The sequence below is a fragment of the Gordonia otitidis NBRC 100426 genome (genome assembly GCF_000248075.1).
GTDB classification, from domain to species: domain Bacteria; phylum Actinomycetota; class Actinomycetes; order Mycobacteriales; family Mycobacteriaceae; genus Gordonia; species Gordonia otitidis.
Map to the genome: position 1 here is coordinate 1 of NZ_BAFB01000130.1, position 14,085 is coordinate 14,085.

A 14,085-nucleotide genomic window follows, 5' to 3' on the forward strand; every position below is an offset into this window, starting at 1 on the left:
AACGTGCACACCCACCCGACCATGAGCGAAGCCATGCAGGAAACGTTCCATGGCGCGATCGGGCACATGATCAACTTGTAGGACGCGCGTTTCGTCGGGGTGGCCATGGCGCGATCGGGCACATGATCAATCTGTAGAGCCCGTCAGGGCACGATGATCAGCGGGCAGCGCGCCGAGTACAACACGCCCTGGCTCGTCGAGCCGAGCAGCAGTCCCGTGAAGCCGCCGCGGCCACGGCTTCCGACGATCAGCAGATCCGAATCGTCGGAGGCCTTGGCCAACGCGGCAACCGGAGCATCGTCGATTACCTGGGTCGTGATCCGCAGGCGAGGCAGTCGTCGCTTGATCGCATTGACATGCACGGCCAGTGCGCTCTCGATCTCGCGTTCGGCGTCGGCGAATGCCCGGTCCGACTGCTGGAACCCCGTCGAGTTCCATGCGGAGATCACGGAGAGCTGTGCGGCCCGATCGGTGGCTTCGTGGGCCGCCCAATCGAGAGCCTCCAGCGATTCGGGAGAACCGTCGACACCCACGGTCACGCGTCCGGTGGGTCGTGGCGGTTCCCCGTTGTCCTTGATGATCGCGAGGGGACAGACCGAATGGGAGGCGAGCGCGGTCGCGACCGACCCCATGAGGGCGGCGGTGAGACGTCCGGTTCCCGACGAGCCGACCGCGACCATCGACGACGAGCGAGACCGGGACAGCAGGGCGCCGCGCGCGGAGTCGACGACGACGTGGGTACGGATCTCGATGTCGGGGCTCTCCGTCTCGGCTACCTGCACTGCCGTCGCCACAGCCGCTTTCGCATACAGTCGCGCGGCGTCGAAATACACTTCCGGCACGGCATAGTCGATGAGTGGGGGCGCCGCGGTCTCCAGCGCGAACACGATGTCGAGGGTGGTCTGATGAATCGTCGCGGCGTGTGCTGCCCAGCGGACCGCGCCCAGTGCATTCGATGAACCGTCGATGCCTACGGTTATTGCTTCTGAGTACCTCATGGATCGAGTGTGCGCCGCTGCCGGCCTGCGGTAACGGGGCCAAGGTCCCATAGGGGCCGGGTCGGTGTCCCCACACCAGAACTCCCCTGATCAGCGGGGCAGCACGTCCGGATTCAAAATGCCACTCGGGTCGAAGGCCGCCCTGATCGCACGCATCGCCGCGAGATCGGTTGCGTCGCGGGCCAAGTCGATCCACTCCAGCTTGGCTCTCCCTATGCCGTGTTCTGCGCTGATGCTCCCGCCGTGTGCGACGACCAGCCGCAGCACGTGGTCGGTGACCCGCTCCCGCTCGTCCGCGGCGACGTCGAGCAGGTTGACGTGCACGTTGCCGTCGCCGGCATGCCCGAACACGATCGGGCGGACCGTCGGGAACTGTCGACGCAGTTCTGTGCCGAGCTCCGAGACGAACTCGTCGAGTTCGCGCAGCGGCGTCGACACGTCGAGTTTCACCGGCGGGGTCGTCGACGACGCGCTGATGGATTCGGTATGGCTCTCCCGGTATGTCCACAAGCGTGTGGCCGGACCCGGTTCGGCGACGGCGTCGAGTACGAGTTCGCCGCATTCGGCAAGAACTTCCACGAGGGCGTCGGTGGGATGTCCCGGGCCGGAGACCTCGACGAGGAAATACCACGGAGCGTCGACGTCCAACGGGGCGCGGAGGTCATGGTGTCGTCGAACCAGATCGATCCCGTCGGAACCCATGAGTTCTGAGGCCTCGAGCGTCAGTCCGGCGTGCGCGAGTCTGTCGGTCAGAGTCAGGCCCGACGCGATGTCGGGTACCGCGACCAGTGCGACGGCGGTCGTCGATGCGGGAGTCACCAGGTGCATCAGCACGCGGGTGATCACTCCGAGGGTGCCTTCGGCGCCGGTGAACAATCCCGGGAGATCGTAGCCGACGTTGTCTTTGACAAGGTGTTTCCACCGCAGGAGCACGCTGCCGTCGGCGAGGACCGCCTCGACTCCCAGCACACGACTTCGGGTGCCGCCGTATCTGATCATGCGGACACCGCCCGCATTGGTCGAGACGATCCCACCGAGTGTCGCCGAGTCGCGTGAGGCGAGATCGGTACCGAGCGCCAGGCCGTGCTCGCCAGCCGCGGCGTCGGCCTGTGCGACGGTGACCCCGGCACCCGCGGCGAGTATGCGGCCGACCGGGTCGATCTCCTCGATCGTGCGTAAACGTGTTGTGCTGAGGACGATTTCACCGTTCATGGGTATCGAGCCGCCGACCAGTCCGGTGTTTCCGCCCTGTGGGACGACCTGCACCGACGCGCGATGACATGCCGCGAGTACGGACGACACCTCCGTGGTGTCCGCGGGTCGCACCACCGCCGTGGTGTGTCCGATCCAATTGCCGGTCCAGTCGGTCACGTAGCCCGCGACGAGATCGGGATCGGTCAGTACATTGGCAGAGCCGACTATGGAGTTCAGCTCGTCGACGATGGCGTTGTCGCTCACGTTCGGCCCTCCGGAGACGCGCGGACGCTACGCGCCCGCTGCCAGCGTTACGTCATCAACGCTTCCGGTGGAAGCCTATAAGTTCGCCTGAGTCGACGCGCGATTCACTTCTTGGTTGGCTGTGTCTTCTCTGCGTCCTCGAGTTGCTTGAGCAGTGCGAACGAGAGGAACGTCATCGGACCGTGGTCCTCGAAGTCGCCTGCGACATTGCCTGCGATGCCGCCCTCGAGTGCGAGCTTGCTGGTCAGCTCGAGTTTGAGCTGTGGCGAGCCCTCCTTCAGATCGAGCTCATCGAGATCGACCCACACGATGTTCGGCCGTGTCGTCGACTCGAATACATAGCGCTTGTTTGTCAGGTCGAGAACGACCTGCCAAATCGTCTGCGAGGCATCGGGTTTGCCCGGGTCGGGGATGCGGAACGGCTGTGCAGCGTTGCGGATCACGCTGAACATGCTTGCCACCGACTCGAGTTGCGAACTCGGCTTCGGCAGACGCGACGAGTAGTAGGCGGCCCGCGCGAAGCGGTGCTCGGCCAGGGTGTCGCCCGGTAAGGTCTGGTCGCCGCCGAGACCTTCCCATTGCTTGAGCAACTCGATTTGTTGGTCGTAGGTGGGTGAATTGGTCATCACGTGATACCGCTTGTTGTGATAGACGTGCGGCTTCCCATCGAGATACTCGATGATCGCCGAGTCACCGGCCGCGTCGTCGAGCGCGAGGTGGATGGTCGGGGGCGTGCCGCCCGTGGGGTCTGGCATCTGGATGACCTGGACGTCGGTCTTCTCGATCCACTCCACTGCGTCTGCGACGGTTGCGAAGTTGTCGAGGAAGTACTGCAGCCAGATCGCCTGGCTCAGCGCAGGGCGTGATTCGTCGTACTCGCCGTAGGTCGACTCGGCCAGCCACAGCACGTGGCCGGCAAGGCCCACCTCGTTGAGACCGTCGACCGAGATGATGTCGAATGCCGCGGCGATCACACTGCCGTACTTCGACGTCCAGGTGAGCTCTCCCTTGACTCCGTCGTCGCGGCTGATACCGCGGGGTTGTGTCCACAGGTTGGATTTCAAATCCCTGTGAAAGTCCATGTTGCGGCCCACGACCACCGCTCCGTTGGCGTCCGGCCAGATAACACGTGTGCACATGTCGATGTCCTTGGTGTCGGATGTGGTGTTCTCAGAATCTGACACTAGGCCTGGCTGCGCTGGTCGGGTGGCCGTTCGCGACCTGGGGAGGCATTTTGGTCTCAGATCGGCAGGTTTTGGCGCTCGGATAGCCGCCGGCCGTGTCCCGAGATGGCGACGGCCGGTCGGACATGTCACACGCTACGACTAGAGTCGACGTGCTCGACCTAGGAGAACTCGATGGGCTGGACAGAACTGACGCGGTCATGGACGCCGCCGTGGTCCGTCGACATCCGCTCGACGCTGGGGCTACACCGGCGCGGCAGCGGTGACCCTGCGTTCCGGTACGCACCGGACGGCTCGATCTGGCGCGCCGTCCACACACCGGAGGGTCCTGGCACGTTGGCTGTCTCGGCCGACGGATCGTCGATCACCGGACGCGCCTGGGGGGCAGGGGCATCCTGGTTGCTCGACCAGATGCCCGACATGCTGGGCGCCGCCGACAATCCGGAAGAACTGACGCCGCGCGACGACGTCGTGGCCTCGCTCATCGCGTCGTCGGGCGGCTTACGTATCGGGCGGACCGGGCGCATGTGGGAGGCGTTGGTGCCCGCGATTCTGGAGCAGAAAGTGGTCGGCACCGAGGCGTGGCGAGCATGGCGTCATCTGCTCCGGCGGTACGGCGCGCCCGCGCCAGGTCCCGTTCCTCGTGACATGCGTGTGCCTCCGCCGCAGCGGGAGTGGGCCGCGATCCCGGTGTGGGAGTGGCACCGCAGCGGTGCCGAACCCGTGCGGATGCGGACGATACGAGGTGCGACGGCGATGGACGTCGATCGGCACCCGGACAAACTAGAGGTGCTCCGGGGGGTTGGTCCGTGGACGGTTGCCGAAGCGCGTGCACGCGCCGTCGGTGACGCCGATGCCGTGCCCGTCGGCGACTACCACATACCCGCACTCATCGGGCACACGCTGATCGGCGAGCCCGTCGACGACGCCGGAATGCTCGAACTGCTCGAACCCTATGCGGGACATCGCTATCGGATCGTGCGGATGGCAGAACTACATGGCACGTGGGCGCCGCGTCGCGGACATCGCATGTCCGTCCGCGACTACCGCGCCATCTGATCGGGGCTCACCCGATCGGGGCAAGAATACGCACTCGGAGCGCATCGAGACGGAGTGGATGAGTTCGTCTCTCAGACGCGGGTGTCGCGCTGAACCCGCAGCGTGTGCAGTGTGGTGGCCAGTGAGTCGTACTGCAGGGCCAGCAGGATGAATGCGATGACACGACGCTCGTCGAGGTGCCTGCGAAGCGATGTCCAGGTGGTGTCGCTGATGTCCTTGTCGGCGATCAATTCGTCGACGGCGCGTAGCATCCACCTCTCGCGGTCACCCCAGCCTGCGTCCGGGCCCGAAATGATGCGGGCGAATTCGGCGTCGTCGATTCCGGCGCGTTTGCCCAGGCGACGGTGATGATCGAGTTCGTACTCGCTGCCCCGCAGGTGTGCGACACGGATGATGACCATTTCGGAGTCGCGACGTGACAGCGAACCGAAGGGCATCAGCCGACTGGAGTAGAGCAGCCACGAGCGGAAGAGGCCGCGCGTGCGCCCGAGGGTGGAGAAGACGTGCGCGTCCCGAACCCCGATCACGCGGGCAGCGCCCCGGGCGAACACCCAGTTGAGAATTCCGAGCTCGCCCAGTGTGCCTGGCGCAACACGCGGACCCGCTGGCGAGCCACCGTCACTTTTCGTCATGGGCGCAACGGTAGACTACTGAATTCATGACCGACATCACACCACGGACCTTCAACAGCGTCGATGAAATGACGGCGGCGATCGGCGAGGATCTCGGGTACGGCGACTGGCTGGAGATCACCCAGGAGCGTATCGATGCGTTTGCGGACGCGACGGGTGACCACCAGTGGATCCACGTGGATCCCGAGCGGGCGAAGGACGGGCCGTTCGGCAAGACTGTCGCGCATGGCTATCTGACTCTGTCGCTGCTCCCGCTGCTCGCCGGCGGCATCTTCACCGTGAACGGCCCCAAACTCGTGATCAACTACGGCCTGAACAAGGTCCGCTTTCCCAGCCCTGTCACCGTCGGCTCCAGAATTCGTGCCAACGCGGAGATCGTGTCGATCGACGACAGTCCCGCCGGGATCTCCATGGTGGTGCGCAGCACGGTTCAGATCGAGGGCAGCGAGAAGCCTGCCTGCGTGGCCGAGACCGTGCGAGTACTCGTTTACTGATCGGCGGGTACCCGACGGGGCGTGGGAGTTCAGAAAGACATGTAGGGCGAGACGCTGCTGCGGTGCGAGTCGATACGCAGACTCGAGCCTAGTGGCGGGAATGCACGCTGCGCGCAGTTCTGACGTTCGCACACACGGCAACCCGCGCCGATGGGGGTGATGCTCGCCTGCGGGCCGATCTCGAGTCCATCGGAGTAGATCACTCGTGCCGCATGGCGCAGTTCGCAGCCGAGGCCGAGCGCGAATGTCTTGCCCGGCTGTCCATATCGCACGGCGCGACGCTCGACGGTGCGTGCGACCCAGAAATAGTCGCGGCCGTCCGGCATCTCGGCGATCTGTGTGATGATCCTGCCCGGGTAGGCGAAGGTCTCGTACACGTTCCACAGCGGGCACGTTCCGCCGCTCGACGAGAAGTGAAAACCCGTGGCGGATTGACGCTTTGACATGTTTCCCGCACGATCGACGCGAACAAAGGACCACGGCACACCGCGTAGATTCGGCCGCTGCAGCGTCGACAGTCGGTGGCAGATCGTCTCGTAGGAGACGGCGTAGAAGGCCGATAGGCGTTCGATGTCGTATCGGAAATCCTCTGCCGCCCCGTGGAACTGGGTGTAAGGCAATAGCACTGCCGCGGCGAAGTAGTTGGCCAGTCCGGTCTTGGCCAGTGCCCGTGCCTCGTCGTTGGTGAAGTTCGCCTCGTCCACCAGCTCGGTGAGCAGGTCGTCGAACTCGAGCAATGCGAGCTCGGCGGCGAGCTTGAATGCACGCTGTCCGGCAGACAGTGCCGCCGAGACCTCGAGACGCCTTGTGGCGGGGTCGAATTGGTGTAGGAGATAGTCTCCGAGGTCGACGCGGGGCGCGATCGTGACGCCGTGGACGCGTTCGAGACGATCGGTGATCTCTCGTCGGACGTCGCCGGAATGCATACGCATGCGTGCGTTCAGCTCCTCGGCCGCGACGTCGAGGGCGTGAATGTAGTTGCGTCGCTGATAGAAATAGTCACGCACCTCTTCGTGGGGTGCCGTGATCGATCCGCGCATCGCGCGGTCGCTGCGTTCGTCGGTTGCGGCGGCGAGCTGATCGATCGCAATCCGATAGCGGCGATGCAGATTGACCATCGCCTGTGCCATGTCGGGATGGGCGGAGACGATCGCCGTGATCTCCTGTGGGTCGATGGTCGTCGGTGGGGCCTCGACGTCATCGTCGAGCAGCGCCTCACGCAGTTCCGCAACGAGCCGGACGTCGTCTTGTGAGTCGAAGAACCCGCCGTCGACCCCGAAGGCCTCGGTGATCCGCGCCAGTACGGAAGCGGTGAGCGGGCGGGCATCGTGCTCAATCTGATTGAGATACGACGCCGAGATGTTGAGTGTTTGCGCCAGCGAGACCTGCGAGAGCCCGCGCTCGGAGCGCAGTTGGCGGAGGCGGGAACCGACGTAGGTCTTGCTCATCTGCCACCTTCTTGCACAGTTTCGACCGTCGAGGAATGACGACGTCTCGTCGGACAATCCTCAGGGTACGGTGACCCCGTGCGTGGGCGGTGGGATCGACGGTGGGTGCTGGCGGCGGTGGTCGCGTGCACGGTGTGCCTACCGGTCGCCTGTGGTGATGACGCCGCCGCCCCGACCGCGGCAGACGCCGTTCCCGCCGACCTACTGCTACGGCCCGCGCAGTTGCCCTCCGGCTTTGCGACGACCCAACTCAGTATCTCCGATCTCACCGGCGCCGATCGTGCGCAACTCGCTGTCGCCCGAGGCGACCGGGTGGTTCCCGACGAGTGCCGACCGGCAGCGGACGCAGCTTTCGTCGACGCGCTCACCGCGTCGAACTCCGCGGTGCTCGCCGCGAGTGCCGCCGACATCGGGTTGGTCCAGCTGGTGTCGACCGTGCGACGTGACATCGACGACGACATCCGCACCAGGACCGGGCGGTGCCGCAGCACCACGACCATGGTCGCGTCGGGTGCCCTCGCAGGCGCGAGCGTCAGGACGGAATCGACGACGCTCCCCGACCCTCCTGAGGTCGCACAGGGTGCGGGTCGCGGGGTCAGCGTCGAGCGGTCGTTCCTGTCCCGGTCGGACGTCTCAACGACGCTGGCCGACTCCACGGTCAGCACACAGATCGGGTACTCGGGGTACGCGTTGGTGAGGCGTCCCGGCGGAACGGTGTTCACGGTCAGCCTGACGGTCAACGGTCCAGCGAGCCGTGCGCAGAATCCAGCGCCCGACGCGGTGGTTCCGATGCCGTCTGCCACGTTCGTCGACCTCTTCGGGACCGCGTTGAGAGCCGCCGCGAGGTAGTCGGCGACAACGGCGCCGCGGTCCGCAGTGACGGAGCGGTGGTTGCATGCCATCGGAAAGTCGCCGCGCAGTGCTGTGGAGCCGGGGCAAACCGCGCGGCTGGGTGTGAAACACACCACATACGTGGTGTCGGGATTGGTGTGGATCGGCGGCAGGCTTGCGCTCGAACGCGTGACGGGTGGGCACAAGGCGCCACGAAAAAACGCAGTACGCGCGTACTTTTTGGCAGTGGCGGTGCGACTCTTCACATCACGAAATTTGCAAAATTAGCAAACTCTCGCCACCTGATTGGCCTGATTTTGCATCCAAAGGGGATTGGACCTGCGTGTTTTCGGTGTGGCACCCTTGGTTCAGGCGTTTCCGGGAAGTGCCGAAGAGTTCGCAAAAGGAGATCCTCGCCCGTGGCTGGGATCACATTGGCGGACACGACGCAGCTCGGAGGCCTGACACCACCCGGCCTGGGTGCGCACCCTGGCAGCTTCGGTCGGGATCAGAAAGGCCCCGGCATCCAGAGCCGGACAAGCATTCGTTCCGGGCGATCGGGACGAGCAGCACAACGAAAGCGAAGTGGCTAATGAGCAACGTCGGAAAGCCCCGCACCGCCGCGGAAATCCAGCAGGACTGGGACACCAACCCGCGGTGGAAGGGCATCAAGCGCGAATACACTGCCGAGCAGGTTGCCGAACTCCAGGGCAGCGTCGTGGAGGAGCACACCCTCGCACGCCGTGGCGCCGAGATCCTCTGGGAGGGCGTGAACGGCGACAACTACATCAACGCACTCGGTGCCCTCACCGGTAACCAGGCCGTCCAGCAGGTGCGTGCAGGCCTCAAGGCCATCTACCTCTCGGGTTGGCAGGTCGCGGGCGATGCGAACCTCGCAGCGCAGACCTACCCCGACCAGTCGCTCTACCCGGCCAACTCGGTTCCGGCCGTCGTGCGCCGCATCAACAACGCCATGCTGCGCGCCGACGAGATCGCCCGCGTGGAGGGCGACAACTCGGTGGACAACTGGGTTGTGCCGATCGTCGCCGACGGTGAGGCAGGCTTCGGCGGTGCCCTCAACGTCTACGAGCTGCAGAAGGCCATGATCCAGGCCGGCGCTGCCGGAACCCACTGGGAGGACCAGCTCGCGTCGGAGAAGAAGTGCGGCCACCTCGGTGGCAAGGTGCTGATCCCGACCCAGCAGCACATCCGCACCCTGACCTCGGCTCGCCTGGCTGCCGACGTCGCCAACACCCCGACCGTCGTCGTCGCACGTACCGACGCCGAGGCCGCAACCCTGATCACCTCGGACGTTGACGAGCGCGACAAGCCGTTCATCACCGGCGAGCGCACCTCCGAAGGCTTCTACAACGTGAAGAAGGGCATCGAGCCCTGCATCGCGCGTGCGAAGGCCTACGCTCCCTACGCCGACCTCATCTGGATGGAGACCGGCAAGCCCGACCTCGAGCTGGCTCGCCAGTTCGCCGAGGCCGTCAAGAGTGAGTACCCCGACCAGCTCCTGGCCTACAACTGCTCGCCTTCCTTCAACTGGAAGCAGCACCTGGACGACGCGACCATCGCGAAGTTCCAGAACGAGCTCGGCGCGATGGGCTTCAAGTTCCAGTTCATCACTCTCGCCGGCTTCCACGCCCTCAACTACTCGATGTTCGACCTGGCTTACGGCTACGCCCGCGAGCAGATGGCCGCTTACGTCGACCTGCAGGAGCGCGAGTTCGCTGCTGAGGCTCGTGGCTACACCGCCACCAAGCACCAGCGCGAGGTCGGTGCGGGCTACTTCGACCGCATCGCCACCACGGTCGACCCCAACACCTCGACCGCCGCTCTGAAGGGCTCCACCGAGGAAGGCCAGTTCCACTAGGAACCAGTCAGCCTCTCCGGGGTTTGAGCGAATCGGCAGGCGGCCCGCGACTCACGTTGCGGACTAGACCGCCTCTCCGGGGTTTGAGCGAATCGGCAGGCGGCCCGCGACTCACGTTGCGGGCCGCCTGTTGGCATATTCGGCACTCGTGGGCGTTCCCGACGAGTTACCCATGTGCTCGCGAAATCAGTTGTCACGTAATGGAATCTGAGCGGAGATGAGTGTGTCTGAGGCGTGGCGGGTCGGCGTTGTCGGCGCGGGCCAGATGGGTGCCGGAATCGCCGAGGTGTGCGCCCGCTCCGATGCGGACGTCGTGGTCTACGAACCCACACGCGAGCTCGTCGTCGACGGTCGCTCGCGGATTCTGCGGTCGCTCGACCGAGGGGTCTCGAGCGGCAAGCTCACCGAACGGGAGCGCGAACAGGCGTCGTTGCGGTTGCGCTTCACCACAGAGCTCGGCGATCTCGCCGATCGTCAGGTGGTATGCGAGGCTGTCGTCGAGGACGACGCCGTCAAGACCGAGATCTTCGCGGCCCTCGACAAGATCGTCGCCGAGCCGGATGCGGTGCTGGCGTCCAACACGTCGGCGATACCGATCATCACGCTCGGTATGGCGACGCAGAATCCCTCGCGGGTGATCGGATTGCACTTCTTCAATCCGGTCCCGGTGCTGCCCCTGGTCGAGCTCGTGACCACTCTGCACACCGCTCCCGACATCGTCACGCGTGCAGAGTCGTTCGCCAACGTGGTACTCGGCAAGCAGGTCATCCGGTCGGCCGACCGCTCGGGATTCGTTGTGAACGCGATGCTCGTGCCCTACCTTCTGTCGGCAATTCGTCTGGTGGAGAACGGATTTGCCACAGCCGAGGACGTCGATCGGGGAATGGTTCTCGGGTGTGCACACCCGATGGGTCCGCTTCGGCTCGCCGACCTCGTCGGGCTCGACACCGTCAAGGCGATCGCCGATCGCATGTACGAGGAGTCCAGGGAGCCGCTGTACGCGCCGACCCCGCTGCTGTTGCGGATGGTCGCTGCCGGCCATCTCGGCGAGAAGTCGGGGCAGGGCTTCTACCGGTACGTCGAGGCGGATCGGCCGGCGATGCGCTGACCGTGTTGCGGATCACAGGTTCTGCGCAATCCAGTGCTAGCAGATTGCTTGCAATAGCTAGCAAACATGGCATACTGGTCTGTGGAACCACTAGAACGCTGGTGCGGCACCTATCGAGAGCGGGAGCGACAGCGCGGTTCGCTTCTTCGATATGCCGTGTGCCGCAACTTCGTCTGGTGACCAATTGACTAAGGAGATCACCATGACCACCACCACCGAGCGTAACCTCCCCAGCCCGTTCTATGCCGTGGTCGGCGCGGGTGACCTGGCACTCAAGCAGGTGAGCGATGCCGTCGCGCAGATCAAGGAGCGCACCGAGGCTGCTAGCGAGACCGCACAGACCCGCTTCGAGGAGACACGCGGTCGTCTGAACGCGCTCCCCGAGGAGCTTCCGGGCACCATCGAGTCGACCATCGACGACCTGCGCACCAAGCTGTCGCCGGAGGAGCTGCGCAAGCTCGCCGACAGCTACGTCGAATTCGCCACCACCGTCTACACCTCGCTCGCCGAGCGTGGCGAAGAGGCTGTCGGACGTCTGTGGCAGCAGCCGATCGTCCAGGAGGGTCTGACCCGCGCGGAGAAGACCTACAACGACGCAGTCGATCTCACCGAAGACGCCCTCGGCGTCGTCTCGCATCAGACGCGTGCGGTCGGCGAGCAGGCGTCGAAGATTGCGACGCTGGTCAGCACCCGCGTCGGAGAGGCCGGCGACGCCCTCGACGATGCTGTCGACGACCTCGGCGACAAGGTCGATGAGGCCGCGCTCGAGGTGAACGAGAAGCTCGACGAGGCGAGTGCAGCTGTCACCGAGGCAGGCAAGACCGCCAAGGAGCGCAGCGCTGTCGCCGCCGCCAAGATCGACGGCGCGGCAGGCGCAGTCGAGGGCAAGGCGCGCACCGCCAACGCGTCGCCGGCCAAGAAGATGGCCGCGAAGCGGACGAGCACCACGCCGACCAAGTCGACCACTGCGTCGAAGTCGACTGCGACCAAGTCGACCCCGGCCAAGAAGACGACAACCGCCAAGAAGAGCACCAGCTAGTTTCTGGCTACATCCACTCGCATTCCCGCGAACTCGTTTCGTTGCCGCGACCGAAATCTCGGTCGCGGCAACGGAGACGGTTCGCGGGAATGCGCATTTGTGGGGGTCATGGCTGCGTGGCGGAGTCGCGTCGGGCACTGCGCTACGCGGGTGAGTCGATGGTCAGCACGGCCAGGACGTTGTCGTCTGTGCGGTAGGAGTGTGGCCGGTCGCTGATCCAGTGCAGGGATTCTCCTGGTCCCGCAGGCTTCTCGTCGCCTTCGGGACCCGCGATGAGATGTCCGCGCACCACTCGGACATGCTCGACGACGCCCGGCCCGTGCGCGGGCGACCGCCGCACCCCGCCGGATGTCACGTGAAGCCAGAAGACTTCCGTCGTCGCGCCGTCGTCGTGATGCTCGACGTGGAGCAGGCGTGCGGTGAGATGGGTGCCGTCGCCCTCGGTTCCCGACGCCTCGCCGAGAAGCGCAGTCAGAGGTACACCGAGTGGCCCGGCCACGGAATAGAGCGTGTCGAGCGTGGGATTGCGTTGCCCCGCTTCGAGTTCGGAGAGCGACCCTTTCCCGATTCCCGCAGCGCGAGCGAGTGCGGACAGGCTCAGTCCGCGTTCGGTGCGTAGCGCACAGATCCGTTCGCCGACCTCTCTGCGCCGATCGTCGCGCGCCGGTTCTGCGACCACGTGGTCGACACCTACCTTTCGCGGGGTCGTCACGACACCCGAATGGTGTTCTGTTTACGGAACGATACCGCTATGCTGGCCGTCGTGACCACTCCGGAGCGAACGGCGAACAGTGAGCCGATAGTCGCAGGCATCGTGACCGCGCTCGTCGGCTTCACGTCGTCGTTCGTGGTCGTGGTCGCCGGACTGCGCGCAGTGGGGGCGACTTCGACGCAGGCGGCGTCGGGACTGCTGGCACTGACTGTGACGTTCGCGGTCGGCATCATCGTGTTGTGTCTTCGCTACCGCATGCCGATCACTCTCGCATGGTCGACGCCCGGTGCGGCGCTGCTTGCCGCGATGGGAGCGAATTACCACTCGGGTTGGCCCGCCGCGGTCGGGGCGTTCGTGATCGTCGGTGTGCTGATACTCGCCACCGGACTCATTCCCGCGCTCGGTGATCTGATCGCGCGGATTCCGACGCCGATCGCGCAGGCGATGCTGGCCGGTGTGCTGCTGACCCTGTGCCTCGCGCCGATCAAATCCCTTGCCGTGCAACCTCTGCTGACCATCCCCATCCTCGTCGTGTGGTTGGTCGCGACGCGATGGCTGCCGCGCTGGGCGCTCCCGCTCGCGTTGGTCACCGCGCTCGTCGTGATCGGCGTCTACCTCGCGGTGCACGGCGTCGACAAACAGGCGCATACCGCGTGGTTCCCGCAGATGGCCTGGACCACACCACATTTCGACCTTTCCGCGATCGTCGGAATCGCCGTTCCGCTCTACGTGGTCACGATGGCGTCGCAGAATGTGCCCGGGGTCGCGGTACTGAAGTCGTTCGGTTATCACGCCCCCTGGCGGGCGTCGATGTACGTCACCGGTGCCGGTACGGTTGTCGGCGCACCCTTCGGTGGGCACGCGATCAACCTCGCGGCACTCTCGGCAGCGCTCGCCGCAGGTGGCGAGGCGGGACCCGACCGTTCGCGTCGGTGGATAGCCGGTGTCTCGGCAGGTATCTCGTATCTGGTCCTGGCGGCATTGTCCGGAGTGCTGGTCACCATCACGTCGATCGCGCCGAATGGACTGCTCGAGACCGTCGCCGGTCTGGCGCTACTGGGGACCTTCGCGCATGCGCTGCTCGGGGCGTTGTCGCAGGAGGAGTACCTGTTGCCCGCCGCGCTCACGTTCGTCACCGCCGCAGCCGGGATCTCGTTCTGGGGAATCGGAGGAGCATTCTGGGCGCTCGTCGTCGGACTCGTTGCACACGGCGTGCTCCGACGACGCGACGACTCGACCTGAC

At 65.3% G+C, this 14,085-nt stretch carries 14 protein-coding genes; 8 read left to right on the top strand and 6 right to left on the bottom strand.

Going from position 1 to position 14,085, the window contains the following annotated elements:
* On the top strand, positions 1–81 hold an 81-nt coding region (locus tag GOOTI_RS26825), incomplete at its 5' end, for a hypothetical protein (RefSeq protein WP_233425503.1).
* A gap of 62 nt (positions 82–143) precedes the next feature.
* Here GOOTI_RS26825 and GOOTI_RS13395 read toward each other — a convergent pair.
* The 3 genes from GOOTI_RS13395 to GOOTI_RS13405 all read right to left on the bottom strand — a co-directional run bounded on the left by GOOTI_RS13395 (position 144) and on the right by GOOTI_RS13405 (position 3,595).
* Positions 144–998 (bottom strand): universal stress protein, encoded by an 855-nt coding sequence (locus tag GOOTI_RS13395; protein WP_007239136.1) that lies wholly within the window; start codon positions 996–998, stop codon positions 144–146.
* Between the two features lie 90 nt (positions 999–1,088).
* A complete protein-coding gene (locus GOOTI_RS13400; protein ID WP_007239137.1) occupies positions 1,089–2,456 on the bottom strand; it encodes an FAD-binding oxidoreductase in 1,368 nt (455 codons plus the stop codon).
* 104 nt (positions 2,457–2,560) lie between these two features.
* Entirely contained in the window at positions 2,561–3,595 is a 1,035-nt protein-coding gene (locus GOOTI_RS13405) for a linear amide C-N hydrolase (protein WP_007239138.1), read from the bottom strand.
* 219 nt (positions 3,596–3,814) lie between these two features.
* On the opposite strand from GOOTI_RS13405, the gene GOOTI_RS13410 reads away from it, so the two are divergent.
* A complete protein-coding gene (locus tag GOOTI_RS13410; RefSeq protein ID WP_007239139.1) occupies positions 3,815–4,699 on the top strand; it encodes a DNA-3-methyladenine glycosylase family protein in 885 nt (294 codons plus the stop codon).
* A gap of 71 nt (positions 4,700–4,770) precedes the next feature.
* Here GOOTI_RS13410 and GOOTI_RS13415 read toward each other — a convergent pair whose 3' ends face one another.
* A complete protein-coding gene (locus GOOTI_RS13415; protein ID WP_007239140.1) occupies positions 4,771–5,331 on the bottom strand; it encodes a carboxymuconolactone decarboxylase family protein in 561 nt (186 codons plus the stop codon).
* A gap of 26 nt (positions 5,332–5,357) precedes the next feature.
* Between GOOTI_RS13415 and GOOTI_RS13420 the strand changes: the two genes are divergently transcribed.
* A complete protein-coding gene (locus GOOTI_RS13420; RefSeq protein WP_007239141.1) occupies positions 5,358–5,825 on the top strand; it encodes a MaoC family dehydratase in 468 nt (155 codons plus the stop codon).
* Positions 5,826–5,854: 29 nt separating this feature from the next.
* On the opposite strand, the gene ramB is transcribed toward GOOTI_RS13420, so the two are convergent.
* Positions 5,855–7,273, bottom strand: a complete 1,419-nt coding sequence (gene ramB, locus GOOTI_RS13425) for an acetate metabolism transcriptional regulator RamB (RefSeq protein WP_007239142.1) — start codon at positions 7,271–7,273, stop codon at positions 5,855–5,857.
* A 78-nt stretch (positions 7,274–7,351) separates the two neighbouring features.
* On the opposite strand from ramB, the gene GOOTI_RS13430 reads away from it, so the two are divergent.
* The 4 genes from GOOTI_RS13430 (at position 7,352) to GOOTI_RS13445 (ending at position 12,130) form a co-directional block, all read left to right on the top strand.
* Positions 7,352–8,122 carry a hypothetical protein gene (locus GOOTI_RS13430; RefSeq protein ID WP_039994098.1) on the top strand — a complete coding sequence of 257 codons (771 nt, stop codon included), beginning with the start codon at positions 7,352–7,354 and terminating at the stop codon, positions 8,120–8,122.
* 574 nt (positions 8,123–8,696) lie between these two features.
* The gene (gene aceA, locus GOOTI_RS13435; RefSeq protein ID WP_007239144.1) at positions 8,697–9,983 is read left to right on the top strand and encodes an isocitrate lyase; all 1,287 of its coding nucleotides are present in this window, start codon (positions 8,697–8,699) and stop codon (positions 9,981–9,983) included.
* A gap of 217 nt (positions 9,984–10,200) precedes the next feature.
* On the top strand, positions 10,201–11,091 hold the full coding sequence (locus GOOTI_RS13440) for a 3-hydroxybutyryl-CoA dehydrogenase (RefSeq protein WP_007239145.1): 891 nt from the start codon (positions 10,201–10,203) through the stop codon (positions 11,089–11,091).
* A 202-nt stretch (positions 11,092–11,293) separates the two neighbouring features.
* On the top strand, positions 11,294–12,130 hold the full coding sequence (locus GOOTI_RS13445) for a prolipoprotein diacylglyceryl transferase (RefSeq protein WP_007239146.1): 837 nt from the start codon (positions 11,294–11,296) through the stop codon (positions 12,128–12,130).
* Between the two features lie 142 nt (positions 12,131–12,272).
* Here the strand turns inward: GOOTI_RS13445 and GOOTI_RS13450 are convergent, their stop codons facing one another.
* Positions 12,273–12,809 (bottom strand): helix-turn-helix domain-containing protein, encoded by a 537-nt coding sequence (locus GOOTI_RS13450; RefSeq protein WP_007239147.1) that lies wholly within the window; start codon positions 12,807–12,809, stop codon positions 12,273–12,275.
* 72 nt (positions 12,810–12,881) lie between these two features.
* On the opposite strand from GOOTI_RS13450, the gene GOOTI_RS13455 reads away from it, so the two are divergent.
* Entirely contained in the window at positions 12,882–14,084 is a 1,203-nt protein-coding gene (locus GOOTI_RS13455) for a benzoate/H(+) symporter BenE family transporter (protein ID WP_007239148.1), read from the top strand.
* The last annotated feature ends 1 nt before the right edge of the window (position 14,085 follow it).

Bases quoted from the DNA above. Each gene is read 5' to 3' on its own strand.
- GOOTI_RS13415 (WP_007239140.1), bottom strand. From the start codon at position 5,331: ATGACGAAAAGTGACGGTGGCTCGCCAGCGGGTCCGCGTGTTGCGCCA.
- GOOTI_RS13405 (WP_007239138.1), bottom strand. From the start codon at position 3,595: ATGTGCACACGTGTTATCTGGCCGGACGCCAACGGAGCGGTGGTCGTG.
- GOOTI_RS13455 (WP_007239148.1), top strand. From the start codon at position 12,882: ATGCTGGCCGTCGTGACCACTCCGGAGCGAACGGCGAACAGTGAGCCG.
- GOOTI_RS13410 (WP_007239139.1), top strand. From the start codon at position 3,815: ATGGGCTGGACAGAACTGACGCGGTCATGGACGCCGCCGTGGTCCGTC.
- GOOTI_RS13445 (WP_007239146.1), top strand. From the start codon at position 11,294: ATGACCACCACCACCGAGCGTAACCTCCCCAGCCCGTTCTATGCCGTG.
- GOOTI_RS13440 (WP_007239145.1), top strand. From the start codon at position 10,201: ATGAGTGTGTCTGAGGCGTGGCGGGTCGGCGTTGTCGGCGCGGGCCAG.
- GOOTI_RS13420 (WP_007239141.1), top strand. From the start codon at position 5,358: ATGACCGACATCACACCACGGACCTTCAACAGCGTCGATGAAATGACG.
- GOOTI_RS13395 (WP_007239136.1), bottom strand. From the start codon at position 998: ATGAGGTACTCAGAAGCAATAACCGTAGGCATCGACGGTTCATCGAAT.
- ramB (WP_007239142.1), bottom strand. From the start codon at position 7,273: ATGAGCAAGACCTACGTCGGTTCCCGCCTCCGCCAACTGCGCTCCGAG.
- aceA (WP_007239144.1), top strand. From the start codon at position 8,697: ATGAGCAACGTCGGAAAGCCCCGCACCGCCGCGGAAATCCAGCAGGAC.